Here is a 22,927-nt window from a genome sequence, read left to right as displayed (position 1 = left end):
GATTGACAGCGAGGCGACCTTGCCCGCGGCGTTGACCCCGATCAGGTCGATACCGTCGATCTCCGTTTCGCCGATCCTGATGTTGGTGACGACCGCGAAATATCCATCTCCGGAGATGATGTGGGTGACCGTGAACTCATCGACGACGTCGAGGATTTCAGACACCACCTTCGCGACCTGTTCGCGGCCTACGCAAGGCACAACGTCGATCGGGCTCTCGAGGATCACATTTTCGGCGAGTTGAGCTGCTGCGCTTGTGCCATCGCGTGTTTGCAGAGCCGCCAAGAATGCCGATAGTCCTGCTGGAATCTCATCCACAGGCATTGACCTCCGTTGATTTCCAGGGCCTCCCGGGACGTAAGTGTGCTGCTGATCGAGTCGGGAGAACCGGCTTGTCCGTGTCATCAGGTTCACAGCGAGGACGCCGCCTTCGCGTCGGTGAAGATCCCTTAAGCAATCACCGGCGCCCACCGTCGCGGCGGCGTCATCGGTCTTCCTACGAACAGGTAGCGGCGGAACGAGCCTCTACCGCTGACCGGATCGCGTTGTCCCTCGCGGAGGGGGACCACCTATCAGCGCACTCCTTGGAACACGATCTCCAGAACACCGTCGATGTATGCCGGTTCAAGTGGCATCGCATGAACCAGCCGGTACTCGACGACTCCGTAGAGCAGGTCGCGCAGAGTCTGCCAGTCGGCGTCGGCGCGCATCTCACCGCGCTGCTGCGCCAAGGCGGTGCGGGCGCGGAAATCTTCGATATTGGGTTCGATGATTCGTTCGAAGAGGGCGCGCAGGAGGCTGGGGTCGGACTGGCCGGCGGCGATCAGACACCGGTAGGCCGGTCCGAAGCCGGTGGTCGTAATCAACTCCAGGATCGCCGACAGCTGGGTCCGGATGTCGGCGACGAGGTCGCCGGTGTCGGGGAGCACGACGACAGTGCTGAGGCTTTCGGTCGCAGCTTCGAGTATCACCGCGCCTTTGGATGGCCACCAGCGGTAAATCGTCTGCTTGCTCACGCCGGCCTGCCTGGCGATCGCTTCGATCGAGATTTTGTCGTACCCGATCTCGCCGATCATCGACATGGACGCATCGAGGATGGCGCGACGCGATTGCTCATTCCGGTTCGCAGGCACATCGCAAACCGTAGACGAGCGGAGGCCGACTCGGATGCAATACGGTGCGGTCCGTATTGACGTAGGGCGGACCGTCTCATATCGTCGCGGTAGCCGGCGTGGCGCTCCGGCCAAGGCTCAGATCACTCTGGTCGGCACGGATCGGCGCCACTTCAGGAAGGAAGCCAGCCGGTGTGTGTCGAACTGGTCGATTCATATGGACAAACCCTGCTGTGACGATGTTGGAGCAGCCGCCACTGCGGGGGGAGGACGGACTCACCCGAGCCCAGGCTGAGCAAAAAGGTGGGGGTCTACTGGGGCGACGGGCGGAACGTGAAGCGATCAGCAAACTCCTGGCCGAGGCGCAGGCGGGGCGCAGCGGGATACTCGTGGTGCGCGGGGAAGCGGGCATCGGAAAGACTGCCCTGCTGCAGCATGCCCGCGAAACCGCGGTCTCCCTGGGGATCCGGGTGGAATCGTGGCTCGGCGTGGAGTCAGAGTCGCAGTTTGCGTTTGCCGGTTTGCACCAACTGTGCGCGCCGCTACTCGGCCGCACGGAGACGCTGCCAGACCCGCAGCAGACCGCACTCGACGTCGCGTTGGGCCGCCGGACCGGTGCCGCGCCGGACCGGTTCCTGGTCGGGCTGGCCGTCCTCAACCTCCTCGCAGATGAGAGGCCGATGCTGTGCCTCGTCGACGATGCGCAATGGCTGGACCAGGCGTCCGCGCAGGTTCTTGCGTTCGTGGCGCGGCGGGTGGCGGCCGAACGGTTGGTGCTGGTATTCGCAGTGCGCGACCCCTGCGAAGGCGGCGGAGACCGGTTCGCCGGGTTGCCCGAGGTACGCCTGGACGGGCTGGTCGACACCGATGCCCGAGCGCTGCTGACCACGGCCGTTCGCGCACCGCTCGATCGTCGGGTCCGCGACCGCATCATCGCCGAGGCGCGCGGTAACCCGTTGGCGCTGCTGGAGCTGCCCGGCGGCGCGCAGTTGGCGGGTGGGTTCGAGCTCCCCGACGTCATGAGCGTGCCGCGCCGCATCGAGGACAACTTTCAGCGGCGCTCGCGCAGCCTCCCCGCTGAGACACAACTGCTGATGTTGGTGGCTGCCTCCGAGCCGACCGGCGATGCATCTCTGCTGTGGCGCGCCGCCAACTGTCTAGGGATCGACCGCGAAGCTGCCGCGCCCGCGGAAAGCGCAGGATTGCTCGAGATCGACACCCGGGTGCGGTTTCGCCATCCGTTGGTGCGCTCGGCGGTCTACCGTGCGGCCACGGCGCCGGAGCACCGCCGGGCCCACTACGCCCTGGCTGCCGCCACCGACCCGCAGGCCGATCCGGACCGCCGCGCTTGGCACCGCGCGCAGTCGGTGTTGGGTACCGACGAAGAAGCCGCCGCGGACCTGGAACGCTCGGCCGATCGCGCGTTGGCCCGCGGTGGGTTCGGTGCTGCGGCAGCGTTTCTTCGGCGCGCAACCGATCTGACGCCAGAGCCCGGGCATCGAGCGAGACGCGCACTGGATGCTGCCAACGCCAAGCACTGTGCCGGTGCGCCCGAAGTCGCCCTGAAACTGCTGGAGAGCGTGGACGCCGGGCGACTGGACGCGCTGCAACGCGCCCGTCTGGAACTGCTCCGCGCCCAAATCACATTCCACCTCACCCAAGGCAGCGAGGTGCCGGGGATGCTGCTGGGCGCCGCTCGGATGTTGGCTCCCCTGGATCCTTCGCTCGCGCGTGAGACCTACCTGCAGGCTTTCGACGCGGCGACCATCACCGGGAGTTCGGGTCTCGAACCCGGCCTACCCGAGATCGCCGCCGCGGTCAGTGCCGCACCGGTGCCCACTGGGGAGCCAGGACCGGCGGATTTACTGCTCGACGGGTTGGTGGCCGTACACATGAATGGATTCGAATCCGGTGTGCCCATCCTCAGGCGGGCCCTGGAGGCGTTCCGCGAGCACGTGTTCCCGGTCGAGACCGTCCGAGTCGGCGACGCAGGCAACTGGCTGTGGCTGGCCACGCGAACGGCAATAGCACTGTTCGAGGACGAACTGGTCATCGTGTTGGCCGACCGCTACGTGGGGCTCGCGCGCGAAGCCGGCGCCCTCGCCACGCTGCCCGCTGCGCTGGTAGTTTCGGCGTGCGCGCGGGTCTACACCGGTGAGCTTCATCTCGCCGCCGAGTTGGTGGACGAGGCTGCTGCGATATCACGAGCGACTGGCGCGATGCCTCTGAGCTTCGCGCAAACCTACCTGGATGCGTGGCGTGGGGTCGATTCGGAGGACGTCGATCGATGCGACGCCCGTGACGGGAAGGCAACGGAACGCACGCGGGGTATCGAAGCCACGGTGTCCATGTGTGCGGCGGCGGTGCTCCACAACGGCCGGGGTAACTATCCGGCGGCTCAGAAAGCCGCTTCTCAAGCATGTGACACGTACGAACCGTCGATCAGATGGCAGGCGCTCCATGAACTCGTCGAGGCGGCCTCCCGCGCCGGCGATCCGGAATCCGCCTCTCGCGCAATGGAAGAACTCAGTGCAAGAGCCCACGCCAGCGGTACCGAGTGGGCACTCGGTGTTGCTGCGCGCTCCCGAGCGCTGACCAGCACCGGACTGGAAGCAGAAGAGCACTACCGCGAGGCGATCGCGCGACTGCAAAATTGCCGAATGGGTGCCTTTCTTGCCCGCACCCACCTCGTCTACGGTGAGTGGCTACGCCGCGAAGGGCGACGCCACGACGCACGCGAACAACTCCGCACCGCGCACGCGCTCCTGGCTGACATGGGCGCAGAGCCGTTCGCCGCCCGCGCCGCCCGCGAGCTACATGCCACCGGCGAGCATCCACGCAAACGGACCGCCCAACCGACCGACGCGCTCACCGCCCAAGAGCTGGCCATCGCGCGACTCGTCGCTACCGGAGCTACTTCCCGTGAGGTCGGTGCGCAACTCTTCCTGAGCCCGCGCACGATCGAAGCCCACCTGCGGAACATTTTCCGGAAACTCGGCATCACCTCCCGTCGACAACTCAAGGAGCTGCACCCGCCGTGACCTGAGGCGGACCGAAAAGCTCACTCGCAGAGCCCTTCCGGGAACGGCGGTGCACCGACACTCGATCAGGGCCAAAGAAACACGGCAACGCTGTAACCGCGCCTCGCATGGGCGATGGATGAGTACTCACGTTGAAGGAGTCCTGTGAACCCCATCCAGCCCAGCGCCGACCCCCCGCGCTGGACGCGGCCCGGATCGTCTGTTGTCGCCGCGTAAAATGACGGGAAATGAAGTCGGAGCAGGCGGTGCGTCCATGACACGGGCCGATCCCGCTGTGCCCGTCTTCGGTCGTGCTCAGTTGGTGGGTCTCACGGTCCGGGTGGCCACCGGCGCCGCCGGCGCACCGCAGGGGGTCCTGCTCGTCGGTGAGCCTGGGATCGGCAAGTCGATGTTGCTGCGGCACGCCATGGCGCAGGTACCGAACCCGGCCCGGGTGCTGTTCGCATCCGGGACCGAGCCGCACCACATACCCCCGTTCACCGCGCTGGCCGATCTCATCCGGCCCATCGCGGATCGGATCGCGGATCTGCCGATCACGCTGCGCGACGCTCTTCACGATGTGATGGGTACGGGCGGGGACTCCGTGACACCCGCCCCGGCGGGGATCCAGCAGGCGGTGCTCGCGCTGCTCGTGGCAGCCGCCGATCAGTCGTTGATCCTCGTACTCGATGATTTCGATCGGTTCGAGCCGGACTCGCGGCAGGTGCTCGCTTATGTGCTCGGCCGGATTCCGCACCTACCGGTGCGGATCTTGATGAGCGCACGCCGACTGGACGTGTTGCGCGGACTCGATTCCGTGATCACCGTGGCCGATGTGCCCCCGCTGTCGGATGCGGCAGCGACTCAACTGATCGAGGCGCAGTCGGTGATGCCGCACCCAAGCGTGTGCGGAGAGATCATCCGGTGGTCCGGCGGAAACCCGCTGGCGATCATCGAGTCCGCACGTTTCTACGGCAGATCCGGATCGGAGGTCTTCCGGTACAACCGCATGGTGGATGGTGGTTTCGCCCACGCACTGTTCGCCACTCAACTCTCCGAACTCCCGGCCGATGCCGGTCGGCTGGTGCTGTTCGCGGCGACGGGCGCCGGCTACGAGGATGTCGACATCCTCACCGCCGCTGCGGGCTTCGCTGACGATTTCGCGCGGTGGGAACCGGCCATCGCGGCCGGACTGGTCACGGTAGGTGAGGACCGGCGGGTGCGGTTCAGTCACCCGTTGATCCGCAGCGTCGCCTACTCCGAGGGCGGTCACGAACAACGCCGTGCGGCGCACATTGCGCTCGCGGAGTCGTGGTCCCTGGATTTGTTCTGTCGAGCATGGCATCTGGCCGCCGCAGCGACAGGTGCGGACGAGGCGGTGGCCGCGATGCTGGAACAAGCTGCGAAAGAGTCTCGGCAGCGCGGCGGATATCTGGAGGTGGCTCGGGCACTGCAGCGGGCCGGGGAGTTGAGTGCAGACGGTGAGAACGCGGCCCGCCGGTACACGTTGGCCGCGGCGGCAGCGAACTTCGGTGGTGACCCGGCCTGGGCGCAGGCACTGAGCGCCGGCGCGGTGCAGAAATCGGCCGACCCGGAGATCATCGGGCAGGCGGCGCTGACCCGGGCATCCATTCTCGTCCAGGCTGCTCGCCCGGCGGAAGCGTACGACCTGGTCCGTGGCACTCTGGATGGGGCGGGACCGTCCGACACCCGGCTGCGGCTGAGCCTCATGTACGTCGCGGCCTCTGCCGCCTACTACTCCGGTGACCGCATCGAGCGGTCCCACCTACGCCGCTGGCTCGATGAGACCGCCGAGGACACCCTGTCCGCGTCGGTCTTCGAGATGGCGCTGCCGCTGGAGTCGGCTCCGCTGCAGCGCGCATATATCGCGATGTACGCCGACAGTGCCGCGAGTGAGCACAGCCGGCCTGCGTCGTGGGACCGGCGCTGGTTGCAGCCGATGTCGGCCGGGATCGAACCGTATCGCCGGCTGATCGTCGGTGAGATGGCCTATGTGACCGAGGACAGCGCACTGGCAGTTGTCGAACTCCGGCAGGCGGTCGAACAACTGAAGGTGACGGGCGGCCTGCGTGGTTTCACCTACGCCATGGCGGCCCTGGCATGGTCGCTACTTGACACCGGGCGCTGGTCCGAGCTTCGGGAGTTACTCGGCGACATCGAAACCCTATGCACCGTATATGATCTTGCTCTTCTGCACACCGAGAGCAATCTCGCGCGCGCCCAGCTGCTCGCCGTAACCGGAGACGCTGATGGCGCCGACGCGGCGCTCGATGACGCCACTCGCATCATGGCGGACAAGGGCGGCGCGGCGACCGCCGTGGCAAAGGCCCGGGCGAGCGGATGGAATGCCTTGGCCCAGGATGATTTCGATACGGCGTATCGGTCTTTTCGGCAGATGTTCGACACGGACGGTGAGCCCGTCCATTTCGTCGTATCGCACCGCGGTATCGCCGATCTGGCGTGGGCTGGGGTGCGCAGCGGGCAGACCGATGAGGTGCGGCGCCTGGTTGCGTCCATCGGCAGGCAGCTCGGATCCCGTCCGCCCCTGCGGCTGCGACTGTTGCGTCATCAGGCGCTTGCGCTGACGGCCTCGACGCATCTCGCCGAACGCCACCACCGGCTGGCGGTCGCCGACCCGGCGGGGGAGCAGTGGCCGATGGAACGTGCTCGCGCACATCTGCATTACGGGGAATGGCTGCGCCGGGACCGCCGTCCGGCACAGGCCCGGACGCACCTGGCGGCGGCACTGGCGGTGTTCGAGCGACTCGGTGCGGTTCCCTTCGAACGGTTCGCCCGCGCCGAACTACGTGCCGCCGGGGTCACCGACTCGGTACCGCGGACGGTCGAGGGCCTGGACTCCCTGACGGCCCAGGAACGTCAGATCGTCACCATGGCGGCCTCCGGCCTCACCAACCGTGAGATCGGGCTGCGCTTCAACCTCTCGCCGCGGACCGTTGCCTACCATCTCTACAAGGTGTATCCGAAGCTGGGGATCAGYCGCCGCMATCAGTTGCGCGACATCATCGACGGCTGACTCTCAGGTCGGCACACCTAGTGACTGGTCGGATCGGTGACGATCTCGACCAGCGCCGGCCCCGGGTGACGGAGCGCCTCGGCGATCGCAGGCCCCAGTTCGGCTGCATCGGTCACCCGGCGGCCGTACGCACCACAGTTGCGCGCGTAGACGGCGAAGTCCGGATTGTGCAAAGACGTCTGCCACACGGCGTATTCGGCGCCGCGCTGTTCTGCACTGATCTTCGCCAGCTCGCCGTTGTTGAGCAGGATGTGGGTGATGTTCATGCCGTACTTCACCGCGGTGGTGACCTCGGCGAGGTACTGACCGAACCCACCGTCGCCGGTGATGGCCACGATCGTACGGTCGGGTGCGGCGGCCCAGGCTCCCATGGCGGCGGGATAGCCGAAACCGATGGAGCCGAGATACCCCGACATCAGCACCGACTGTTCTTTCGTCTCGAAGTAGCGGCCGAAGGAGTACGCATGGTTGCCGACATCCACCGCCAGTACGGCGTTGTCCGGAACCTGGCGGGCAAGTTCTTCGAAGACGGTCGCCGCGGCCACTCGCCCGCCCGGCTGTTTGGTGGTGCGTCGGGTCTTCTCGGCTCGCCAGATCGACCACCGGGCAGCCACTTCGGGCCGTTGATCGACCAGGTCTGGATGTTCGTGCACGCCGTCGAGGATGGCCGCGGCGGTGACGCCGACGTCGCCGAGCACCGGAACCGACACCGGACGGAACCGGCCGAGCATCATCGGATCGGTGTCGACCTGAATGGTCGGCTTGTACGGCGAGATCCCACTGTGGTTGGAGAATGACGCACCGAATACCAGGATCAGATCGGCCTTGTTCATCATCCACGATGCCACCGGGGTACCGGAGCGGCCCAGTACTCCGCAGGCCAGCGGATGAGCGTCCGAGATCTGGCCCTTCGCCTTGAATGTGGTCAACACCGGTGCATGCAGGCGTTCGGCGAGCGAGATCACCGCGGGCATATCGAATTTCGCGCCGGCACCGACGATGACCAGCGGTCGGGTCGAGGAGGCGATCAGTTCGAGGGACTGCGCCAGCGCGGCCGCCGGCGGTACCACGCGCAGGTCCGGTATCCGGCCGTCGGGACCCGACGGTGCGCCGTCGGCGTTGGGGAGCACCTGGACCTCGTCGGGGAGTACGAGATGGCCGACTCCGCGTTCCAGGATGGCGTGTTTGAGCGCCATGGTCATCAGCTCGGCGTGGTCGGAACCGGCGCGCACCATGGCCGAGTAGACCGTGACATCGGCGAACGCCGCGAGGAGATCGATATCCTGGAATGCGCCCTTTCCTGCCACCGAGGAATCGACATTCCCCGAGATCGCGAGTACTGGGGCGCGGTCTGATCTGGCGTCGTACAGACCGGTGAGCAAATTGGTCGAGCCGGGCCCGGCGATACCGAAACACGCGGCGGGACGACCGGTGAGTTTGCCGTACGCCGCGGCGGCGAAGGCCGCTGCACCTTCGTGCCGGATACCGAAAAATCTTAGCTTCCCGGCAGATTCGGCACGGTGCATCGCGTCCGCGATACCGAGATTCGAGTGGCCGACCATGCCGAAGACCGTGTCCACACCCCAGTTGGACATCGTCTCGACCAGCACGTCGCTGACCGTCCTGGTGTGTTCGGCCGGCGTCGGCACCTTGACGTACACACCGTCGGTGCGCACCTCGACCGGGTAGGTGGGGACGTCGAAATCGGGACCACCCGCCGCCTCGCCGGTGAACGGGTCGAAGTCGAAACCGTGCCACGGGCAGCGGATCTTGTCGTTCTCCAGCGTGCCCTGCCCCAGCGGGCCGCCCTGATGCGGGCACCTGTTGTCGATGGCACCGTAGCGGCCGTGGAGCTTGGTCAGTGCCACCGTCTTGATCCCGGCCGGGCACACCGAGACCTCACCCTCGTCGAGGTCGTCGATGTCGACAGCTTTGTGCCAGTGGAATTCTGGATCGGTCACAGTGCGATGGCTCCTGCGTAGGGGACTCCGGTGAGGTAGGCGAAGTCGCGTTCGAAGGTGACGAGGTCGTCGAGCTCGAAGTCGGCGAGCCGTCGGTGCCCGCAGGCGCGGGCCAGCACGACCATCAGGTCGGCGGTGGCGCGCAAGAACCGGTCCAGGCGCTGGGCTGCCTGCTGCACGGGTAGGCGGGCGCGCAGGCGTGGATCCTGGGTGGCGATACCGACCGGGCAGGTGTTGGTGTTGCAGGCGCGCATCCCGACGCAGCCGATGGCCTGCAGTGCGACGTTGGACAGGCCGATCGCGTCGGCACCCAGCGCCAGCGCCTTGACCATGTCCGCCGGCGTGCGGATCCCCCCGGTGACGGCGAGGGTGACCCCGTGCGCTTCGCTGCGGTCGAGATGGCGCCGCGCCCGGGCCAGCGCCGGGATGGTCGGCACGGAGATGTTGTCGCGGAAAATTGTTGGTGCGGCACCTGTTCCGCCGCCGCGACCATCGAGGATGAGGTAGTCGACCCCGATCTCCAGCGCTGCGTCGATATCCTGCTCAATGCGCTGCGCGCTCATTTTGTAGCCGATCGGGATTCCGCCGGAGATCTCCCGCACCTGGGCTGCGAACTCGGCGAACTGACCGATCGACGTCCAGTCCGGGAAACGGGCGGGTGAGATGGCGGCGGTACCCGGTTCTAAACCGCGGACCTCGGCGATCTTGCCGACCACCTTGTTCCCGGGAAGGTGTCCGCCGGTTCCCGTCTTGGCGCCCTGTCCGCCCTTGAAATGGAAGGCCTGGACATCGCGTATCCGGTCGAGGCTCCACCCGAACCGGCCGGAGGCCAGTTCGTAGAAATACTTCGAGTTCTCCTGCTGCTCCTCGGGCAGCATGCCGCCCTCGCCGGAACAGATCCCGGTACCGGCCCGCTCGGCGCCCATGGCGAGTGCGGTCTTGGCCTCCTGCGAGAGCGCGCCGAAACTCATATCGCTGACGAACAGTGGAATGTCGAGCACCAGTGGCCGTTTGGCCGCCGGACCGATCACCGTCGTGGTGTCCACGGTTTCGTCGTCGAGCAGCGGCACCCGGGCGAGTTGAGCGGTGACGATCTGTATCGAGTCCCAAGACGGCAGTTGATCGCGGGGAACGCCCATCGCGGCCGCCGCGCCGTGGTGGCCGACCTTGCTCAGTCCGTGCTCCGCGAGGTCGTGGATCGCCGTGACGAACGGTTCCTCGGCGGTATCGGTGGGCTTGATCCACTTGCCCTGATAGCCGTCGTCGCCGTGGGTCTGCGGGTTGGCCCGCGCGAACTCGGACACTGCGTCGCGGTCGACAAAGACGTCGTCATCGGAAACCCACACGGGGAACTTCGTCAGCGCGACGGCTGGATTCACCGGGGAGACGCCGGTGTCGGCGTCGTAGCGCCAGCCGTGCACGCCGCAGACCACGAGGCCGTCCTGCAGCTGCCCGTCCGACATCAGGGCACCGCGGTGGCTGCACCTGCCGTACAACGCTGACACTGCGTCGCCGCGCCGAATCAGGATCAGGTCCACCCCCGCGGCCACCACCGGGTATGGCGAACCCTCCGGTAGCTCCGCGAACGATGTCAGTCTCAGCGCCGTCTGCACGCGCCGACTATCGCGCACCAACCGCGCATGCACATCAGTCAGATGACTGGTGGCATCGATACCGAGCTAAGCGGGGTCGCAGATGAGGATCGGGATCTTACGATCGGTGTAGGACCGGTAGTTCGCGAAGTCGGCGTACATCGCGTCGAGCTTGGGCCAGTACTGGTCGCGCTCGGCGTCGGTGGCCTCGCGCGCCACCAGCTCCAGTCGTTCCTTCTTGGTCTGGAACGTGATGGCGGGGTTGGCCTTCAGATTGAGGTACCACATGGGGTTGGTTGCCCGGCCGCCCTGCGAGGCGACCAGGACGATGCGCTTGCCCTCCTGCAGGAACAGCAGCGGACTGTCGCGCGGCTCCCCGGACTTGCGCCCGATGGTGGTCAGGATGCCGACCTCCGCGCCGCGCAGGAATTTGTTGCCGAACTTGCCGTTGGTCTTCTTGAAGATCCAGGTCTGCGCCCGCGACATCCACTTGATGGCGGTGCCGGTGGACGGCGCATTGAGCCGTTCGACCTGTTTGGGGTTCAGCGGCTTGGGTGTATCGGTCATGAGCAGAACCTATCGGCCGATGAACGGCTTCAGCGACGCACGGATGTGGTGGATCCGGGGATCGTCGACCGGGATCAGGAAGGTCTCGTCGACGTGCGAGCACACCCGTCGGCCGAACAGTCGCGGTGTGGTCAGTACATCGAACTCGGCCCGGATGTGGTCACCGTCGACGGTGAACTTCGGCGGCGTGGTCTGCTCGATCACCTTGAACTGCGGGCCGTTGTTCAGGCTGCGCCGCAGATGATCTCCCGAGCGTCCGGTCTTGAGGCCCATTTCGATGCGGATGCAGTCCGGCGCGAACGGGACCGCATCGGCCCGATGGGTGGACAGGGCGTCGATATAGGCCTGTGCGGCAGCGATGCGTTCGGCCTCGGTCGCCATCAGATCCGCTCGATGATGGTGCCCGTAGGCTCGCTGGGACGGGAGACGGGCATCTCAGATCCGCTCGATGATGGTGCCCGTGGACAGAGCGCCGCCGGCGCACATGGTGATCAGCGCGGTGCTCTTACCGGTGCGCTCCAGTTCGTGCAGAGCGGTGGTGATCAGCCGGGCGCCGGTGGAGCCGACGGGATGTCCGAGCGCGATGGCGCCGCCGTTGACGTTCACCTTGTCCATGTCGGCGCCGTGCACCTGCGCCCAGGACAGCACCACCGATGCGAACGCCTCGTTGATCTCGACCAGGTCGATGTCGCCGATCTTCATACCGGCCTTCTCCAGCACCTTGGCCGTCGACTGCACCGGTCCGTCGAGGTGGTAGTAGGTCTCGGACCCGACATTGGCCTGCGCGACGATCCGCGCTCGCGGGGTCAGGCCCAGCGCCTTGGCCTTGTCTTCGTCCATCCAGAGCACCGCGGCCGCGCCATCGGAGATCTGCGATGAGGTGCCGGCGGTATGGATGGCGCCCTCCATGACCGGCTTCAGCGCCGCCAGACCCTCGGCGGTGGTGTCGCGCAGGCCCTGGTCCCGGGTGACCAGCGCCCATTCGTCGGTGGGTCGCTTGTTCTCGTCGAGGACCGGTGCCGAGATCGGGGAGATCTCGCGGTCGAAGCGCCCCTCCTCCCAGGCCCGCTTGGCCTTGGCCTGCGAAGCCAGACCGAACGCGTCGAGGTCGGCGCGGGTGATACCGCGGCGCTTGGCGATGCGTTCGGCGGCCTCGAACTGGTTCGGCATGTCGATATCCCACGACGAGGCCCGGATGATGCTGCGATCGGGGCCGGCGTTCGCGCCCAGGCCCACCCGGCTCATCGCCTCGATACCGCAGGCGATACCGATGTCGATGGCACCGGTGGCGATCAGGCCGGCGATCAGATGGTTGGCCTGTTGGGCGCTGCCGCACTGGCAGTCGATGGTGGTGGCGCCGACATGCTCGGGCAGGCCCGCGGTCAGCCAGCCGACCCGGGTGATGTTGTTGGACTGCTCGCCGTACTGGGTGACGCAGCCGCCGATGAGCTGCTCGACGTCACCGGCATCAATACCGGCCTTCTCGACGACGGCCTTCTGGACCGCGCCCAGAAGTTCGGTGGCGTGTAGTCCGGACAGCCATCCATTGCGCTTGCCGATCGGGCTGCGGGTGGCTTCGACGATGACAGGATTACCCATGATGTCAGGCTAGAACACGTTTCATTAGTCTGACAAGCGACGATGCCCCCGTGCCTTTTATCTGCGGTGAAGGCATGTTTCAATGGTCCCCAAGTGGCACTAGAAGGAATTGTTCCCGACCCCGACATGTGCCCGGACTTTGCGCAAAGGAGATCTGCATGGCCAGCCCGAACCTGCCCGACGGCTTCGATCCGCTCGACGCGAGCCTGAACCTCGAACGGCTGCCGGTCGAGGAGCTGGCCGAGCTCCGCAAGACCGAACCCATCCACTGGGTGGACGTGCCGGGCGGAACCGGCGGCTTCGGTGACAAGGGCTACTGGATCGTCACCAAGCACGCCGACGTCAAGGAGGTGTCCAAGAACAGCGAGGTCTTCGGCAGCTCGCCGGACGGCGCCATCCCGGTCTGGCCGGAGGGAATGACCCGTGACGCGATCGACCTGCAGAAGGCCGTGCTGCTCAACATGGACGCCCCACAGCACACCCGGCTGCGCAAGATCATCTCCCGCGGCTTCACCCCGCGCGCCGTCGGCCGCATCGAGGAAGAGCTGCGCACCCGCGCCCGCAACATCGCCGAGTCTGCTGCGGCCGAGGGCGTCGGCGACTTCGTCGAGCAGGTCGCCAGCGAGCTGCCGCTGCAGGCCATCGCCGGACTACTCGGTGTGCCGCAGGAGGATCGGGACAAGCTGTTCCGCTGGTCCAACGAGATGACCGCCGGTGAAGATCCCGAGTACGCCGACGTGGATCCGGCGATGTCCTCCTTCGAGCTGATCACCTACGCGATGAAGATGGCCGAGGAGCGCTCCAAGAACCCGACCGAGGACATCGTCACGAAGCTGATCGAGGCCGATATCGACGGCGAGAAGCTCTCCGATGACGAGTTCGGGTTCTTCGTGATCATGCTGGCGGTGGCCGGCAACGAGACCACCCGTAACTCGACGACGCACGGCATGATCGCCTTCGCGCAGCACCCCGAGCAGTGGGAGCTGTACAAGAAGGAGCGACCGGGCACCACCGCCGACGAGATCGTCCGTTGGGCCACCCCGGTTTCGGCGTTCCAGCGCACCGCGCTGGAGGACACCGAACTGAATGGGGTGAAGATCAAGAAGGGTGAGCGCGTAGTGCTGTCGTACCGCTCGGCCAACTTCGACGACGAGGTGTTCGAGAACCCGCACGAGTTCAACATCCTTCGGGACCCGAACCCGCACGTCGGCTTCGGCGGCACCGGTGCGCACTTCTGCATCGGCGCCAACCTGGCCCGGATGACCATCAACCTGATCTTCAATGCGATCGCCGATGCGATGCCCGATCTCAAGCCCGTCGGCGATCCGGAGCGGCTGAAGTCCGGCTGGCTCAACGGCATCAAGCACTGGCAGGTCGACTACACCGGCGCCGGAACAGCCGTCTCCAACTAGAACACCAAGGAGCAGATCGGGTGGACTTCTCGCCGAACCCGGAGCAGCAGGCTGTCGCCGATGTGGTGACATCGGTGCTGGACCGGGAAAATAGTTGGGACGCACTGGTTTCCGGTGGAGTCGCCGCGCTCGCCGTGCCCGAGAGGCTCGGTGGTGACGGTTTGGGGCTGGCCGAGGTGGCGACAGCGCTGACCGAGATCGGCCGCCACGGCACGGTCGGTCAGGCACTGGCCACTCTCGGTCTCGGCCTGGTGCCGCTGCTGGATCTGGCTTCCGAGGCGCAGCAGGACCGCTACCTGGCCGGCGTGGCCGAGGGCGCGGTGCTGTCGGCGGCGCTCAACGAGCCGGGGACATCCCTGCCGGAGAGCCCGTCGGTCACGCTGGCCGAGGGCAAACTCAACGGCACCAAAATCGGTGTGCCCTATGCCGAGACGGCACAGTGGCTGGTGGTCACTGTGGTCGGCGCGGTGGTGGTGATCTCGCCACAGGCACCGGGTGTCACGCTGACCAAGACCCCGAGCTCCAACGGGTCCGACGAATACGTGGTGGTATTCGACGACGCCGAGGTCGATGGCGTGCTGGAGGGCGCGAGCGTCACCCGGGTGAACCAGCTGGCGCTGGCGGCCATCGGCGCCTTCGCCGCCGGGCYGGTCGCCGGTGCGTTGCGGCTCACCGCGGACTACGTGGCCACCCGCGAACAGTTCGGAAGGCCGCTGTCGACCTTCCAGACGGTCGCCGCCCAGCTGTCCGAGATCTACATCGCTTCGCGCACCATCTCTTTGGTGTCCACGTCGGTGGTGTGGCGGCTGACCGAGGGCCTGGATACCGATGATGATCTGGCGCTGCTCGGCTACTGGCTGACATCGCAGGCGCCGCCGGCGATGCGGCTGTGCCACCACCTGCACGGCGGTATGGGCATGGACATCACCTACCCCATGGACCGTTACTTCTCTTCGATAAAGGATCTGACCCGGTTGCTGGGCGGGCAAGCGTACCGACTCGATCTGGTGGGAGCGTAAATGTTCATCGAACTGACCTCGGAGCAGCGGTCACTGCAAGCTGAACTGCGCGAGTACTTCACGACTCTGATCACGCCCGAAGAGGCGGCCGCGATGGAGTCCGACCGGCACAACGAGGCCTACCGCACGGTGATCAAGCGGATGGGCTCGGACGGAAAACTCGGTGTCGGCTGGCCCAAGGAGTACGGCGGCCTCGGCTTCGGTCCGATCGAGCAGCAGATCTTCGTCAACGAGGCCAACCGGGCCGATGTACCACTGCCGATGGTGACGCTGCAGACCGTCGGGCCCACCCTGCAGGTGCACGGCACGGAGGCGCAGAAGAAGAAGTTCCTGCCCGGAATTCTGGCCGGCGAAGTGCATTTCGCGATCGGCTACTCCGAACCGGAGGCCGGCACCGACCTGGCTTCGTTGCGTACCAGCGCAATCCGCCACGGTGACGAGTACATCGTCAACGGGCAGAAGATGTGGACGACCGGCGCCCATGACGCCGATTACATCTGGCTGGCCTGCCGCACGGATCCGGAAGCCGCCAAGCACAAGGGCATCTCGATCCTGATCGTCGACACCAAGGATCCCGGCTATTCCTGGACGCCGATCATCCTGTCGGACGGCGCCCACCACACCAACGCCTCCTACTACAACGAGGTGCGGGTGCCCGCCGACATGCTGGTCGGCGAGGAGCACGGCGGCTGGAAGCTGATCACCACCCAGCTCAACCACGAGCGGGTCGGACTGGGACCGGCCGGCCGCATCGCCGGCATCTACGACGAGGTCTACGAGTGGGCGGCCAAGCCCGGCCCGGACGGCGTCACGCCGCTCGAGCAGGAGGGCGCTCGCCGGCTGCTCGGCCAGATCAAATCGATCTGGCGGGTCAACGAACTACTGAACTGGCAGGTCGCGGCCTCCGGTGAGACCATCGCCGTGGCCGACGCCGCGGCGACGAAAGTCTTTTCCACCGAACGGATTCAGGAAGTCGGCAGGCTCRCCGAAGAGGTCGTCGGCCGATACGGCAACCCCGCCGATCCGGAGACGGCCCGGCTGCTGGACTGGCTGGACAAGATGACCAAGCGCAATCTCGTCATCACCTTCGGCGGTGGTGTCAACGAGGTGATGCGCGAGATGATCGCGGCATCGGGTCTCAAGGTGCCGAGGGTCCCTCGGTGATGAGCGCTTGCGCGAAGAGCAGACGATCATGAGTGATCTGCAGGCGGGCATCGATGCCATCGTCGCTGCGGGAGGCGGTGAGCCCACCATCGCCCGGGATCCGGTGAATCACCCGATGATCCACCACTGGACCGATGCGATCGGTGACACCAACCCGATCTACGTCGACGAGGACGCGGCCAAGGCGGCCGGGCACGACGGCATCGTCGCGCCACCGGCCATGATCCAGGTCTGGACGATGATGGGCCTGGGGCGCACCCGCTCCGATGATGATCCACTGGCCCGGGCCATGAAGCTGTTCGACGACGCCGGCTACGTCGGCGTGGTCGCCACCAACTGCGATCAGACCTACCACCGCTACCTGAAGCCGGGTGAGCTCGTCGCGATGAGCGCCGAGATCACCGATGTGGTGGGTCCCAAGCAGACCGCGCTGGGCGAGGGCTACTTCATCAACCAGAAGATCCGCTGGCACGTCGGTGATGAAGAGGTCGCCGAGATGGACTGGCGGATCATGAAGTTCCTGCCCGCCGCCAACCAAGCCGCACAGGCTGGGGCCAGCGAAGCGACGGGTAATGTCCCGGCCGCCGAAACGGGTGCTTTGCCAGAGGATCTGGACCCCGACAAGTTGATGCGGCCGTCGTCCTCACGCGACACCAAGTTCTTCTGGGACGGCATCAACGCCCACGAGTTGCGTCTCCAGCGCCGTCCGGACGGCACGCTGCAGCATCCGCCGGTGCCCGCGGTCTGGGCCGACAAGGATGCGCCGGTCGACTATCTCGTCGCCTCCGGCAAGGGCACGGTGTTCAGCTATGTCGTGCATCATGCACCGAAGGTGCCCGGACGCACACTGCCGTTCGTGATCGCGCTCGTCGAACTCGAAGAGGGCGTCCGCATGCTCGGTGAGCTGCGCGGTATCGATCCTGCAGACGTGAAGATCGGATTGCCGGTGCACGCAACGTATCTCGATTTCCCGGATAGTGATGTCAGCCCGGCCTGGAGCCTGTACGCATGGGAGGTCACCGCGTGAGCGTGACCGTGGGCACCAAGCTGCCCGAACTCCAGATCTACGGTGACCCGACCTTCATCGTCTCGACCGCCATCGCGACCCGCGATTACCAGGACGTGCACCATGACCGCGACAAGGCGCAGGCCAAGGGTTCCAAGGACATCTTCGTCAACATCCTGACCGACACCGGTCTGGTGGGGCGCTATGTCACCGACTGGGCCGGCCCGGCCGCCGTCGTCACCTCGATCAAACTCCGCCTCGGTGTGCCGTGGTACGCCTACGACACCATCACCTTCACCGGTGAGGTCACCGCGGTCGACGGCGACCACGTGACGCTGAAAGTGGTGGGCGCCAACAGTCTCGGCAATCACGTGATCGCCACGTCCACTCTGACATTGGGGGACAAGTGACGCTCTCCGGCAAAGCCGCCATCGCCGGTATCGGCGCCACCGACTTCTCCAAGAACTCCGGACGCAGTGAACTGCGCCTGGCCGCCGAGGCGGTGCTGGACGCACTCGACGACGCGGGCCTGTCGCCGGCCGACGTCGACGGCCTGGTGACCTTCACCATGGACTCCAACCTGGAGACCGCCGTCGCGCGGTCGACCGGGATCGGGGACCTGAAGTTCTTCAGCCAGATCGGCTATGGCGGTGGCGCGGCGGCCGCGACGGTGCAGCAGGCCGCCCTTGCGGTGGCGTCCGGAGTGGCCGAGGTCGTGGTGGCCTACCGGGCGTTCAATGAGCGCTCGGAGTTCCGGTTCGGTCAGGTGATGAGCGGCCTGACCATCAACGCCGACTCCCGCGGCGTGGAGTACAGCTGGTCCTACCCGCACGGCCTGAGCACCCCGGCCGCCTCGGTCGCGATGATCGCGCAGCGCTACATGCATGAATACGGCGCCACCAGTGCCGATTTCGGCGCCGTGTCGGTCGCCGACCGCAAGCACGCCGCCAACAACCCGAAGGCGCATTTCTACGGCAAACCGATCACCATCGAGGATCACCAGAACTCGCGGTGGATCGCCGAGCCACTGCGGCTGCTGGACTGCTGCCAGGAGACCGACGGCGGGGTGGCCATCGTGGTCACCACTCCGGAGCGGGCCAAGGATCTCAAGCACCGACCGGCGATCATCGAGGCGGCCGCACAGGGCGCGGGCGCCGATCAATTCACCATGTACTCGTACTACCGCGATGAGCTCGGGCTGCCCGAGATGGGTCTGGTCGGCCGCCAGCTGTGGGAGCAGAGCGGCCTGTCGCCGGCCGATATCCAGACCGCGATCCTGTACGACCACTTCACCCCCTACACGCTCATCCAGCTCGAGGAGCTCGGCTTCTGCGGGAAGGGCGAGGCCAAGGACTTCATCGCCGGGGGCGCCATCGAACTCGGTGGGCGGCTGCCGATCAACACCCACGGCGGTCAGCTCGGTGAGGCCTATATCCACGGGATGAACGGCATCGCCGAGGGTGTGCGCCAGTTGCGCGGGACATCGGTCAATCAGGTCGACAATGTCGAGCATGTGCTGGTCACCGCGGGTACGGGCGTGCCGACCTCGGGTCTGATCCTCGGCTAAATAGTGTGCCGACCCCGGTCGGGGGCACGGTAATCTCGAGCCCATGGGGATCCAGCCCGATGTGAGCCCATACGGGGGGCAGACGGTGACCGGCCCGGGGTGGCCGAACGTCGATGAGAACGCGCTGGCCGCCGCGGCGGCGCAGTACGAGGCGCTTGCGGCCAAGATCAGCGGCACGGTGGTGCCGCAGCAACAGGGCCAGCTGATGAAACTCACCGACACCTGGGAGGGTGGCGGTTCGATGGCCGCCGCCGGTGAGGCCACCACCATCATCGGCGGGCACGAGGCCAACGCCGCTCAGGCCGCCGCGATCGCGGCCAAGCTGCGCACCATGGAGGCCGCCGTCATCCAGACCAAGACGATGGCGAACATCGTCGCGCAGGAAACCCAGGCAGAGTGCATGGCGATCCAGTCGATGCCGGTCAGCAACACCCAGGCGCTGGTGCAGAGCCGGATCATGCTGGGGCTCTCGCAGAACTCCGCCACCGTGACGGCCAATGCCGGCACGATGGCCAACAGCATCGGCGCCCCGGCGAGCACCCCCTCCACGGGAACGCCCCCGGTGGGGCCGCAGCAGGTCGCCGGCCAGGACCCGTCACAGGCGATGCAGATGATGGGTCAGCTGGCCGGGCTGGTCGGACAGATCCCGCAGATGCTCGGCCAGGCGATGGGCCAGGTGACCCAGGCCCCGCAGCAACTCGCGCAGACCCTCGGCCAACCGTTGCAACAGCTCACGTCGATGTTCGGTCAGGGCGGCGGCGGAGCGGGTCTGGGCGGGGTGTCGCCCTTCTCCGCGTTCTCGAACCACCCGCTGGCCGGTGGCGGTGGGGCAGGTGCCGGGGCGGGCATGGTGCGCGCGGCCGGCCTGCCCGGTGGCGGCGGTGGGTCCGCGCAGTCCCCGCTGATGGCGAGTCTGGTCGGTAACACCCTGCCGGTGTCGGTGGCCCCCGCGCCCGGAGCCGGTGCGGGAAGTGGCGCGATCGGCGGTATGGCACCGGTGGCCGCCGGCGGTGGCATGGGCGGCGGCATGGGTGGGCCGATGATGGGGCAGCGCGGGAGCAGCGGGGGCACGACAACCGGTCTGGCGCTGCCCGAGGCCCTGGAATACGACCTGGCCGAAGACGATGTCGACGAGGATTGGTGAGCAACTGTGTCGAGTCCACTTCGTAAACCCGAGGGCATCAGCTGGAGTGCGGCCTCGGTGGAGCTGCCGCCGATGCCGGTCATCCCGCCGGGTGCCGACGCGATGAGCATGACAATCTCGGCGGTGCTGCCGACGCTCGAAGCATCGATGACAGCCAACGTGACTTCGCTTGCGGCCAAGGAGAATACGTTCTCCGGCAAGGTCGGAGCGGCGCAGGCCGCCTACAACGTGGGCGACGAATCTGCCGGTCAGTCGGTGGGTCAGACCGGCGACATGCTGGGACAACTCACCGGTCAGCTGGGTCAGCTGGCGCAGATGCCGCAGCAGGCGGCCGGCAGCCTCGGCGGTGGCGGCCAGGGGGGTGGCGGTCAGGGCGGCGGCTTCGGCCAGCTGATGCAGCAGGCGATGCAGGCGGCGCAGGGCGCGGTCCAACAGGGCACCCAGGCCGCGCAGCAGGGGCAGCAGCAGGAACCAGGCGGGTCGGCAGGCGGTCCGCCCCCGGGCGTGCCCGGCGCGCCGACAGGCGAGCAGCGCGAGAACGAGCAGAACGCACGCGAGGACCAGCAGAACCAGCGCGAAGATCAGCAGGACGAGCGCCAGGCCGCCCAGGACACCCGCGATCAGCAGCAGGACCAGAGGCAGTCGCAGCTGGATTCGCGCGAGCACGCGGCGGCCGGCTCCTCGGCCGGCGGTTCCACCGGGGGGCCGGCACCCATCGCGCCGCACGGACCGTCGCGACCGACCGGCGGCGAGGACCTGTCCCGGCAGATGTAGTCGGCGTCACCGAATTCCTTTGCTGTCGAGGCCCGGGCCAGTGCTCGGCGTCTCCGCCTGGAAATCCAATACGCCTCTGCGCAAACATGATTGCCGATCCGTCGGTAGGTGTGCGCTGGTGCCGGTTCGACGCTGGTGAGCGCTGTTCAGCGCGCTTGGCGGTCTCTGGACCTCGCGACGCAGTTCTAGCGAACTCATGTGCATTCGCCATGGATGCGTGCGGCGGGTTGGTGAAAACCTTGCGAAGTTGCCGTCGAGTAAATTAACCTCTTAGCTGTCTTGCTACCCCAGTCCCTGGTAGCGCAGGTCTGAACACAGGTATTCGGGGATCTGAACGGTCCGGGCGGACTGCTGAGACTCCTGGTTCGACGTGCACCGCAGAATTCGCTCACATTCTGGTGAGCTATTGAGCGGGTTGCGGTCGACGGGCGTGAACGGGGCACGCGCACGTGAGAGGTTCTGAATCGTCGGCGCAGCGGTCGATCACTCTCGCCCGCCGGCGAAAATCGCACTCGCACAAAGCCATTCGAGGCCACGCTGGCCTGCCCCCCACGCCGGGAACTAGTTCCTCCGGTGGCGAGAATTGGATCCCCAGACCTATGTACCGGACCCCTCCACCGTCCGATAGTGAGTCTGTATCCGAATCGTGTGCAGTGAGAGGGGGCTCGATGAATTCAGCACTGGCGACCACGGTTCTGCGGATGGCGTTGTGGCACCCGGACCGGACCGAGCAGCACGTCGCCGGATGGACCTCGGCGTTCGACCTCCACCGGCGCCCCGGGCGTGAAGTCCATGTGAACGGAAACTGGCTGGCGCACAACAGATCATCGACCAGTCGGTACGCCGCGGAGATGGTCCGGGCGCTCGCATCGACAGGTCGGTTGCGGTTGGTTCTGCACGTTCCGGCCGATGCGGGTGACGCTGTTTCTGCATGGGCCGAGGAGAACCATGTCCAGATCCGGAGATCCAGGCTCACCGGTACCGCATTCGAGCAGATCCATCTCCCATCGGCCACCGCGGGCCGGATACTGCTGAACTTCGAGGGGACCGCGCCGATCTTCAAGCGCCGGCAGTTGGTGACCATGCACGACGCCGCTCCGTTTAGGCGGCCGTCCGGTTTCAGCAGAAGCTACCGACTGTTCCACTCGCTGGCCTATCGGTGGCTCGGCCGAACGRCCGACGGCCTGGTCACCGAGTCCGTGTACAGCGCGCATGAGCTGGCCGATGTGCTGAGGATCGATGTCGATCGTTTCATCGTGGCCGGGGGCGCCGCTGATTCACTGGACGGTGTGCATCCGATTCGGCCCGAACTGCCGGTGTGGGGGGACCATTACCTGGTGATCGGCACCGCAGCGCCGCACGAGAACATCGTTGCTGCGGCGACAGCGATGGCGAGATCCGGGCGCAGGGTGTTGGTCGTCGGGCTACGCAGTTCAGACTTGACGGCGGACTCCTCGGTGGTCTGTGCCGAACATGTGACGGATGCCGAGCTGGTGTGGCTGTACCGGCACTGTCCGGCATTCGTCCTGCCCGCTACCTACGCCGGCTTCGGACTCTCGGCTGTCGAGGCGCAGGCCATGGGCTGCCCGGTGGTGTGCGCGGATTCAGCTGCGCTGCCAGAGGTTTGCCGGGACACCGCGCTCTACTTCGATCCCGATGATCCCGACATGCTGACGGCGCAACTGGACCGGCTGGACTCGGAGATCGGTCTCGCCGAAGAGATGCGGTGCCGTGGATTGCTGAACGCGGGCCGCTATTCATGGATCGACTCGGCCCGCAAGATCATCGACTGGATGGAGAGAACGCAGCGCCCCGTGACACGTTGCTGACGATAGCCACGGTGTCCGAACGTCGCCAAGACTGCCGCGGAGTCGGACCGCCGTCCATTGTTTGTCCGATCAATTAATCATGTGCTTTTGTGCCGTGTGCTGCAGT

At 66.5% G+C, this 22,927-nt stretch carries 18 protein-coding genes; 11 read left to right on the top strand and 7 right to left on the bottom strand.

All coding sequences use genetic code 11. The features are described 5' to 3' along the window. Together AC1DTF_RS16135 and AC1DTF_RS16130 are read right to left on the bottom strand one after the other, a co-directional pair. A partial coding sequence (locus tag AC1DTF_RS16135) for a nuclear transport factor 2 family protein (RefSeq protein WP_477474788.1) occupies positions 1-324 on the bottom strand: 324 nt, incomplete at its 3' end. 248 nt (positions 325-572) lie between these two features. Continuing rightward, positions 573-1,133, bottom strand: a complete 561-nt coding sequence (locus tag AC1DTF_RS16130) for a TetR/AcrR family transcriptional regulator (RefSeq protein WP_268766341.1) — start codon at positions 1,131-1,133, stop codon at positions 573-575. A gap of 98 nt (positions 1,134-1,231) precedes the next feature. Here AC1DTF_RS16130 and AC1DTF_RS16125 point away from each other — a divergent pair, with 98 nt between their 5' ends. Together AC1DTF_RS16125 and AC1DTF_RS16120 are read left to right on the top strand one after the other, a co-directional pair. After that, positions 1,232-4,153 (top strand): ATP-binding protein, encoded by a 2,922-nt coding sequence (locus AC1DTF_RS16125; protein ID WP_477474787.1) that lies wholly within the window; start codon positions 1,232-1,234, stop codon positions 4,151-4,153. 253 nt (positions 4,154-4,406) lie between these two features. Beyond that, the gene (locus AC1DTF_RS16120; protein ID WP_477474786.1) at positions 4,407-7,187 is read left to right on the top strand and encodes a helix-turn-helix transcriptional regulator; all 2,781 of its coding nucleotides are present in this window, start codon (positions 4,407-4,409) and stop codon (positions 7,185-7,187) included. A 17-nt stretch (positions 7,188-7,204) separates the two neighbouring features. Here AC1DTF_RS16120 and AC1DTF_RS16115 read toward each other — a convergent pair whose 3' ends face one another. The 5 genes from AC1DTF_RS16115 to AC1DTF_RS16095 form a co-directional block, all read right to left on the bottom strand. Continuing rightward, positions 7,205-9,148: a thiamine pyrophosphate-dependent enzyme gene (locus AC1DTF_RS16115; protein WP_477474785.1), complete on the bottom strand. Its 1,944-nt coding sequence runs from the start codon at positions 9,146-9,148 to the stop codon at positions 7,205-7,207. Continuing rightward, complete coding sequence (locus tag AC1DTF_RS16110) at positions 9,145-10,761, bottom strand: glutamate synthase-related protein (RefSeq protein ID WP_477474784.1); 1,617 nt, start codon at positions 10,759-10,761, stop codon at positions 9,145-9,147. The genes AC1DTF_RS16115 and AC1DTF_RS16110 overlap by 4 nt, the downstream gene beginning before the upstream one ends. 66 nt (positions 10,762-10,827) lie before the next feature. Beyond that, complete coding sequence (locus tag AC1DTF_RS16105; RefSeq protein ID WP_057170914.1) at positions 10,828-11,307, bottom strand: nitroreductase family deazaflavin-dependent oxidoreductase; 480 nt, start codon at positions 11,305-11,307, stop codon at positions 10,828-10,830. Positions 11,308-11,316: 9 nt separating this feature from the next. After that, a complete protein-coding gene (locus AC1DTF_RS16100; RefSeq protein WP_057170915.1) occupies positions 11,317-11,688 on the bottom strand; it encodes a DUF8021 domain-containing protein in 372 nt (123 codons plus the stop codon). Positions 11,689-11,742: 54 nt separating this feature from the next. Then, positions 11,743-12,906, bottom strand: coding sequence for a steroid 3-ketoacyl-CoA thiolase (locus AC1DTF_RS16095; protein ID WP_057170916.1), 1,164 nt, complete (start codon positions 12,904-12,906; stop codon positions 11,743-11,745). Positions 12,907-13,064: 158 nt separating this feature from the next. On the opposite strand from AC1DTF_RS16095, the gene AC1DTF_RS16090 reads away from it, so the two are divergent. The 9 genes from AC1DTF_RS16090 (at position 13,065) to AC1DTF_RS16050 (ending at position 22,821) form a co-directional block, all read left to right on the top strand. Then, a complete protein-coding gene (locus AC1DTF_RS16090) occupies positions 13,065-14,318 on the top strand; it encodes a cytochrome P450 (RefSeq protein ID WP_057170917.1) in 1,254 nt (417 codons plus the stop codon). A gap of 20 nt (positions 14,319-14,338) precedes the next feature. After that, positions 14,339-15,337, top strand: a complete 999-nt coding sequence (locus AC1DTF_RS16085; protein WP_477474783.1) for an acyl-CoA dehydrogenase family protein — start codon at positions 14,339-14,341, stop codon at positions 15,335-15,337. Further along, complete coding sequence (fadE29, locus tag AC1DTF_RS16080) at positions 15,338-16,501, top strand: acyl-CoA dehydrogenase FadE29 (RefSeq protein ID WP_477474782.1); 1,164 nt, start codon at positions 15,338-15,340, stop codon at positions 16,499-16,501. Between the two features lie 28 nt (positions 16,502-16,529). Next, a complete protein-coding gene (locus tag AC1DTF_RS16075; RefSeq protein ID WP_477474781.1) occupies positions 16,530-17,528 on the top strand; it encodes a bifunctional MaoC family dehydratase N-terminal/OB-fold nucleic acid binding domain-containing protein in 999 nt (332 codons plus the stop codon). A gap of 2 nt (positions 17,529-17,530) precedes the next feature. Further along, the gene (locus AC1DTF_RS16070; RefSeq protein WP_235571758.1) at positions 17,531-17,917 is read left to right on the top strand and encodes a MaoC family dehydratase; all 387 of its coding nucleotides are present in this window, start codon (positions 17,531-17,533) and stop codon (positions 17,915-17,917) included. Beyond that, a complete protein-coding gene (locus tag AC1DTF_RS16065) occupies positions 17,914-19,074 on the top strand; it encodes a lipid-transfer protein (protein WP_477474780.1) in 1,161 nt (386 codons plus the stop codon). The genes AC1DTF_RS16070 and AC1DTF_RS16065 overlap by 4 nt, the downstream gene beginning before the upstream one ends. Positions 19,075-19,117: 43 nt before the next feature. After that, positions 19,118-20,218: a hypothetical protein gene (locus AC1DTF_RS16060; protein WP_477474779.1), complete on the top strand. Its 1,101-nt coding sequence runs from the start codon at positions 19,118-19,120 to the stop codon at positions 20,216-20,218. Between the two features lie 6 nt (positions 20,219-20,224). Beyond that, positions 20,225-20,992, top strand: a complete 768-nt coding sequence (locus AC1DTF_RS16055) for a hypothetical protein (protein WP_477474778.1) — start codon at positions 20,225-20,227, stop codon at positions 20,990-20,992. A gap of 668 nt (positions 20,993-21,660) precedes the next feature. After that, positions 21,661-22,821, top strand: a complete 1,161-nt coding sequence (locus tag AC1DTF_RS16050) for a glycosyltransferase family 4 protein (RefSeq protein WP_477474777.1) — start codon at positions 21,661-21,663, stop codon at positions 22,819-22,821. Positions 22,822-22,927 lie beyond the last annotated feature (106 nt).

The sequence above is a fragment of the Mycobacterium sp. P4_H6 genome, from assembly GCF_056400845.1.
Note: the sequence above shows the minus strand (reverse complement) of the source record. Positions and strands in the feature narration are given on the sequence as shown.

What these genes read in the sequence shown, in the direction of transcription:
- AC1DTF_RS16105 (WP_057170914.1), bottom strand. Translation starts at nt 11,307, where the DNA reads ATGACCGATACACCCAAGCCGCTGAACCCCAAACAGGTCGAACGGCTC.
- AC1DTF_RS16100 (WP_057170915.1), bottom strand. Translation starts at nt 11,688, where the DNA reads ATGGCGACCGAGGCCGAACGCATCGCTGCCGCACAGGCCTATATCGAC.
- AC1DTF_RS16095 (WP_057170916.1), bottom strand. Translation starts at nt 12,906, where the DNA reads ATGGGTAATCCTGTCATCGTCGAAGCCACCCGCAGCCCGATCGGCAAG.
- AC1DTF_RS16090 (WP_057170917.1), top strand. Translation starts at nt 13,065, where the DNA reads ATGGCCAGCCCGAACCTGCCCGACGGCTTCGATCCGCTCGACGCGAGC.
- AC1DTF_RS16075 (WP_477474781.1), top strand. Translation starts at nt 16,530, where the DNA reads ATGAGTGATCTGCAGGCGGGCATCGATGCCATCGTCGCTGCGGGAGGC.
- AC1DTF_RS16060 (WP_477474779.1), top strand. Translation starts at nt 19,118, where the DNA reads ATGGGGATCCAGCCCGATGTGAGCCCATACGGGGGGCAGACGGTGACC.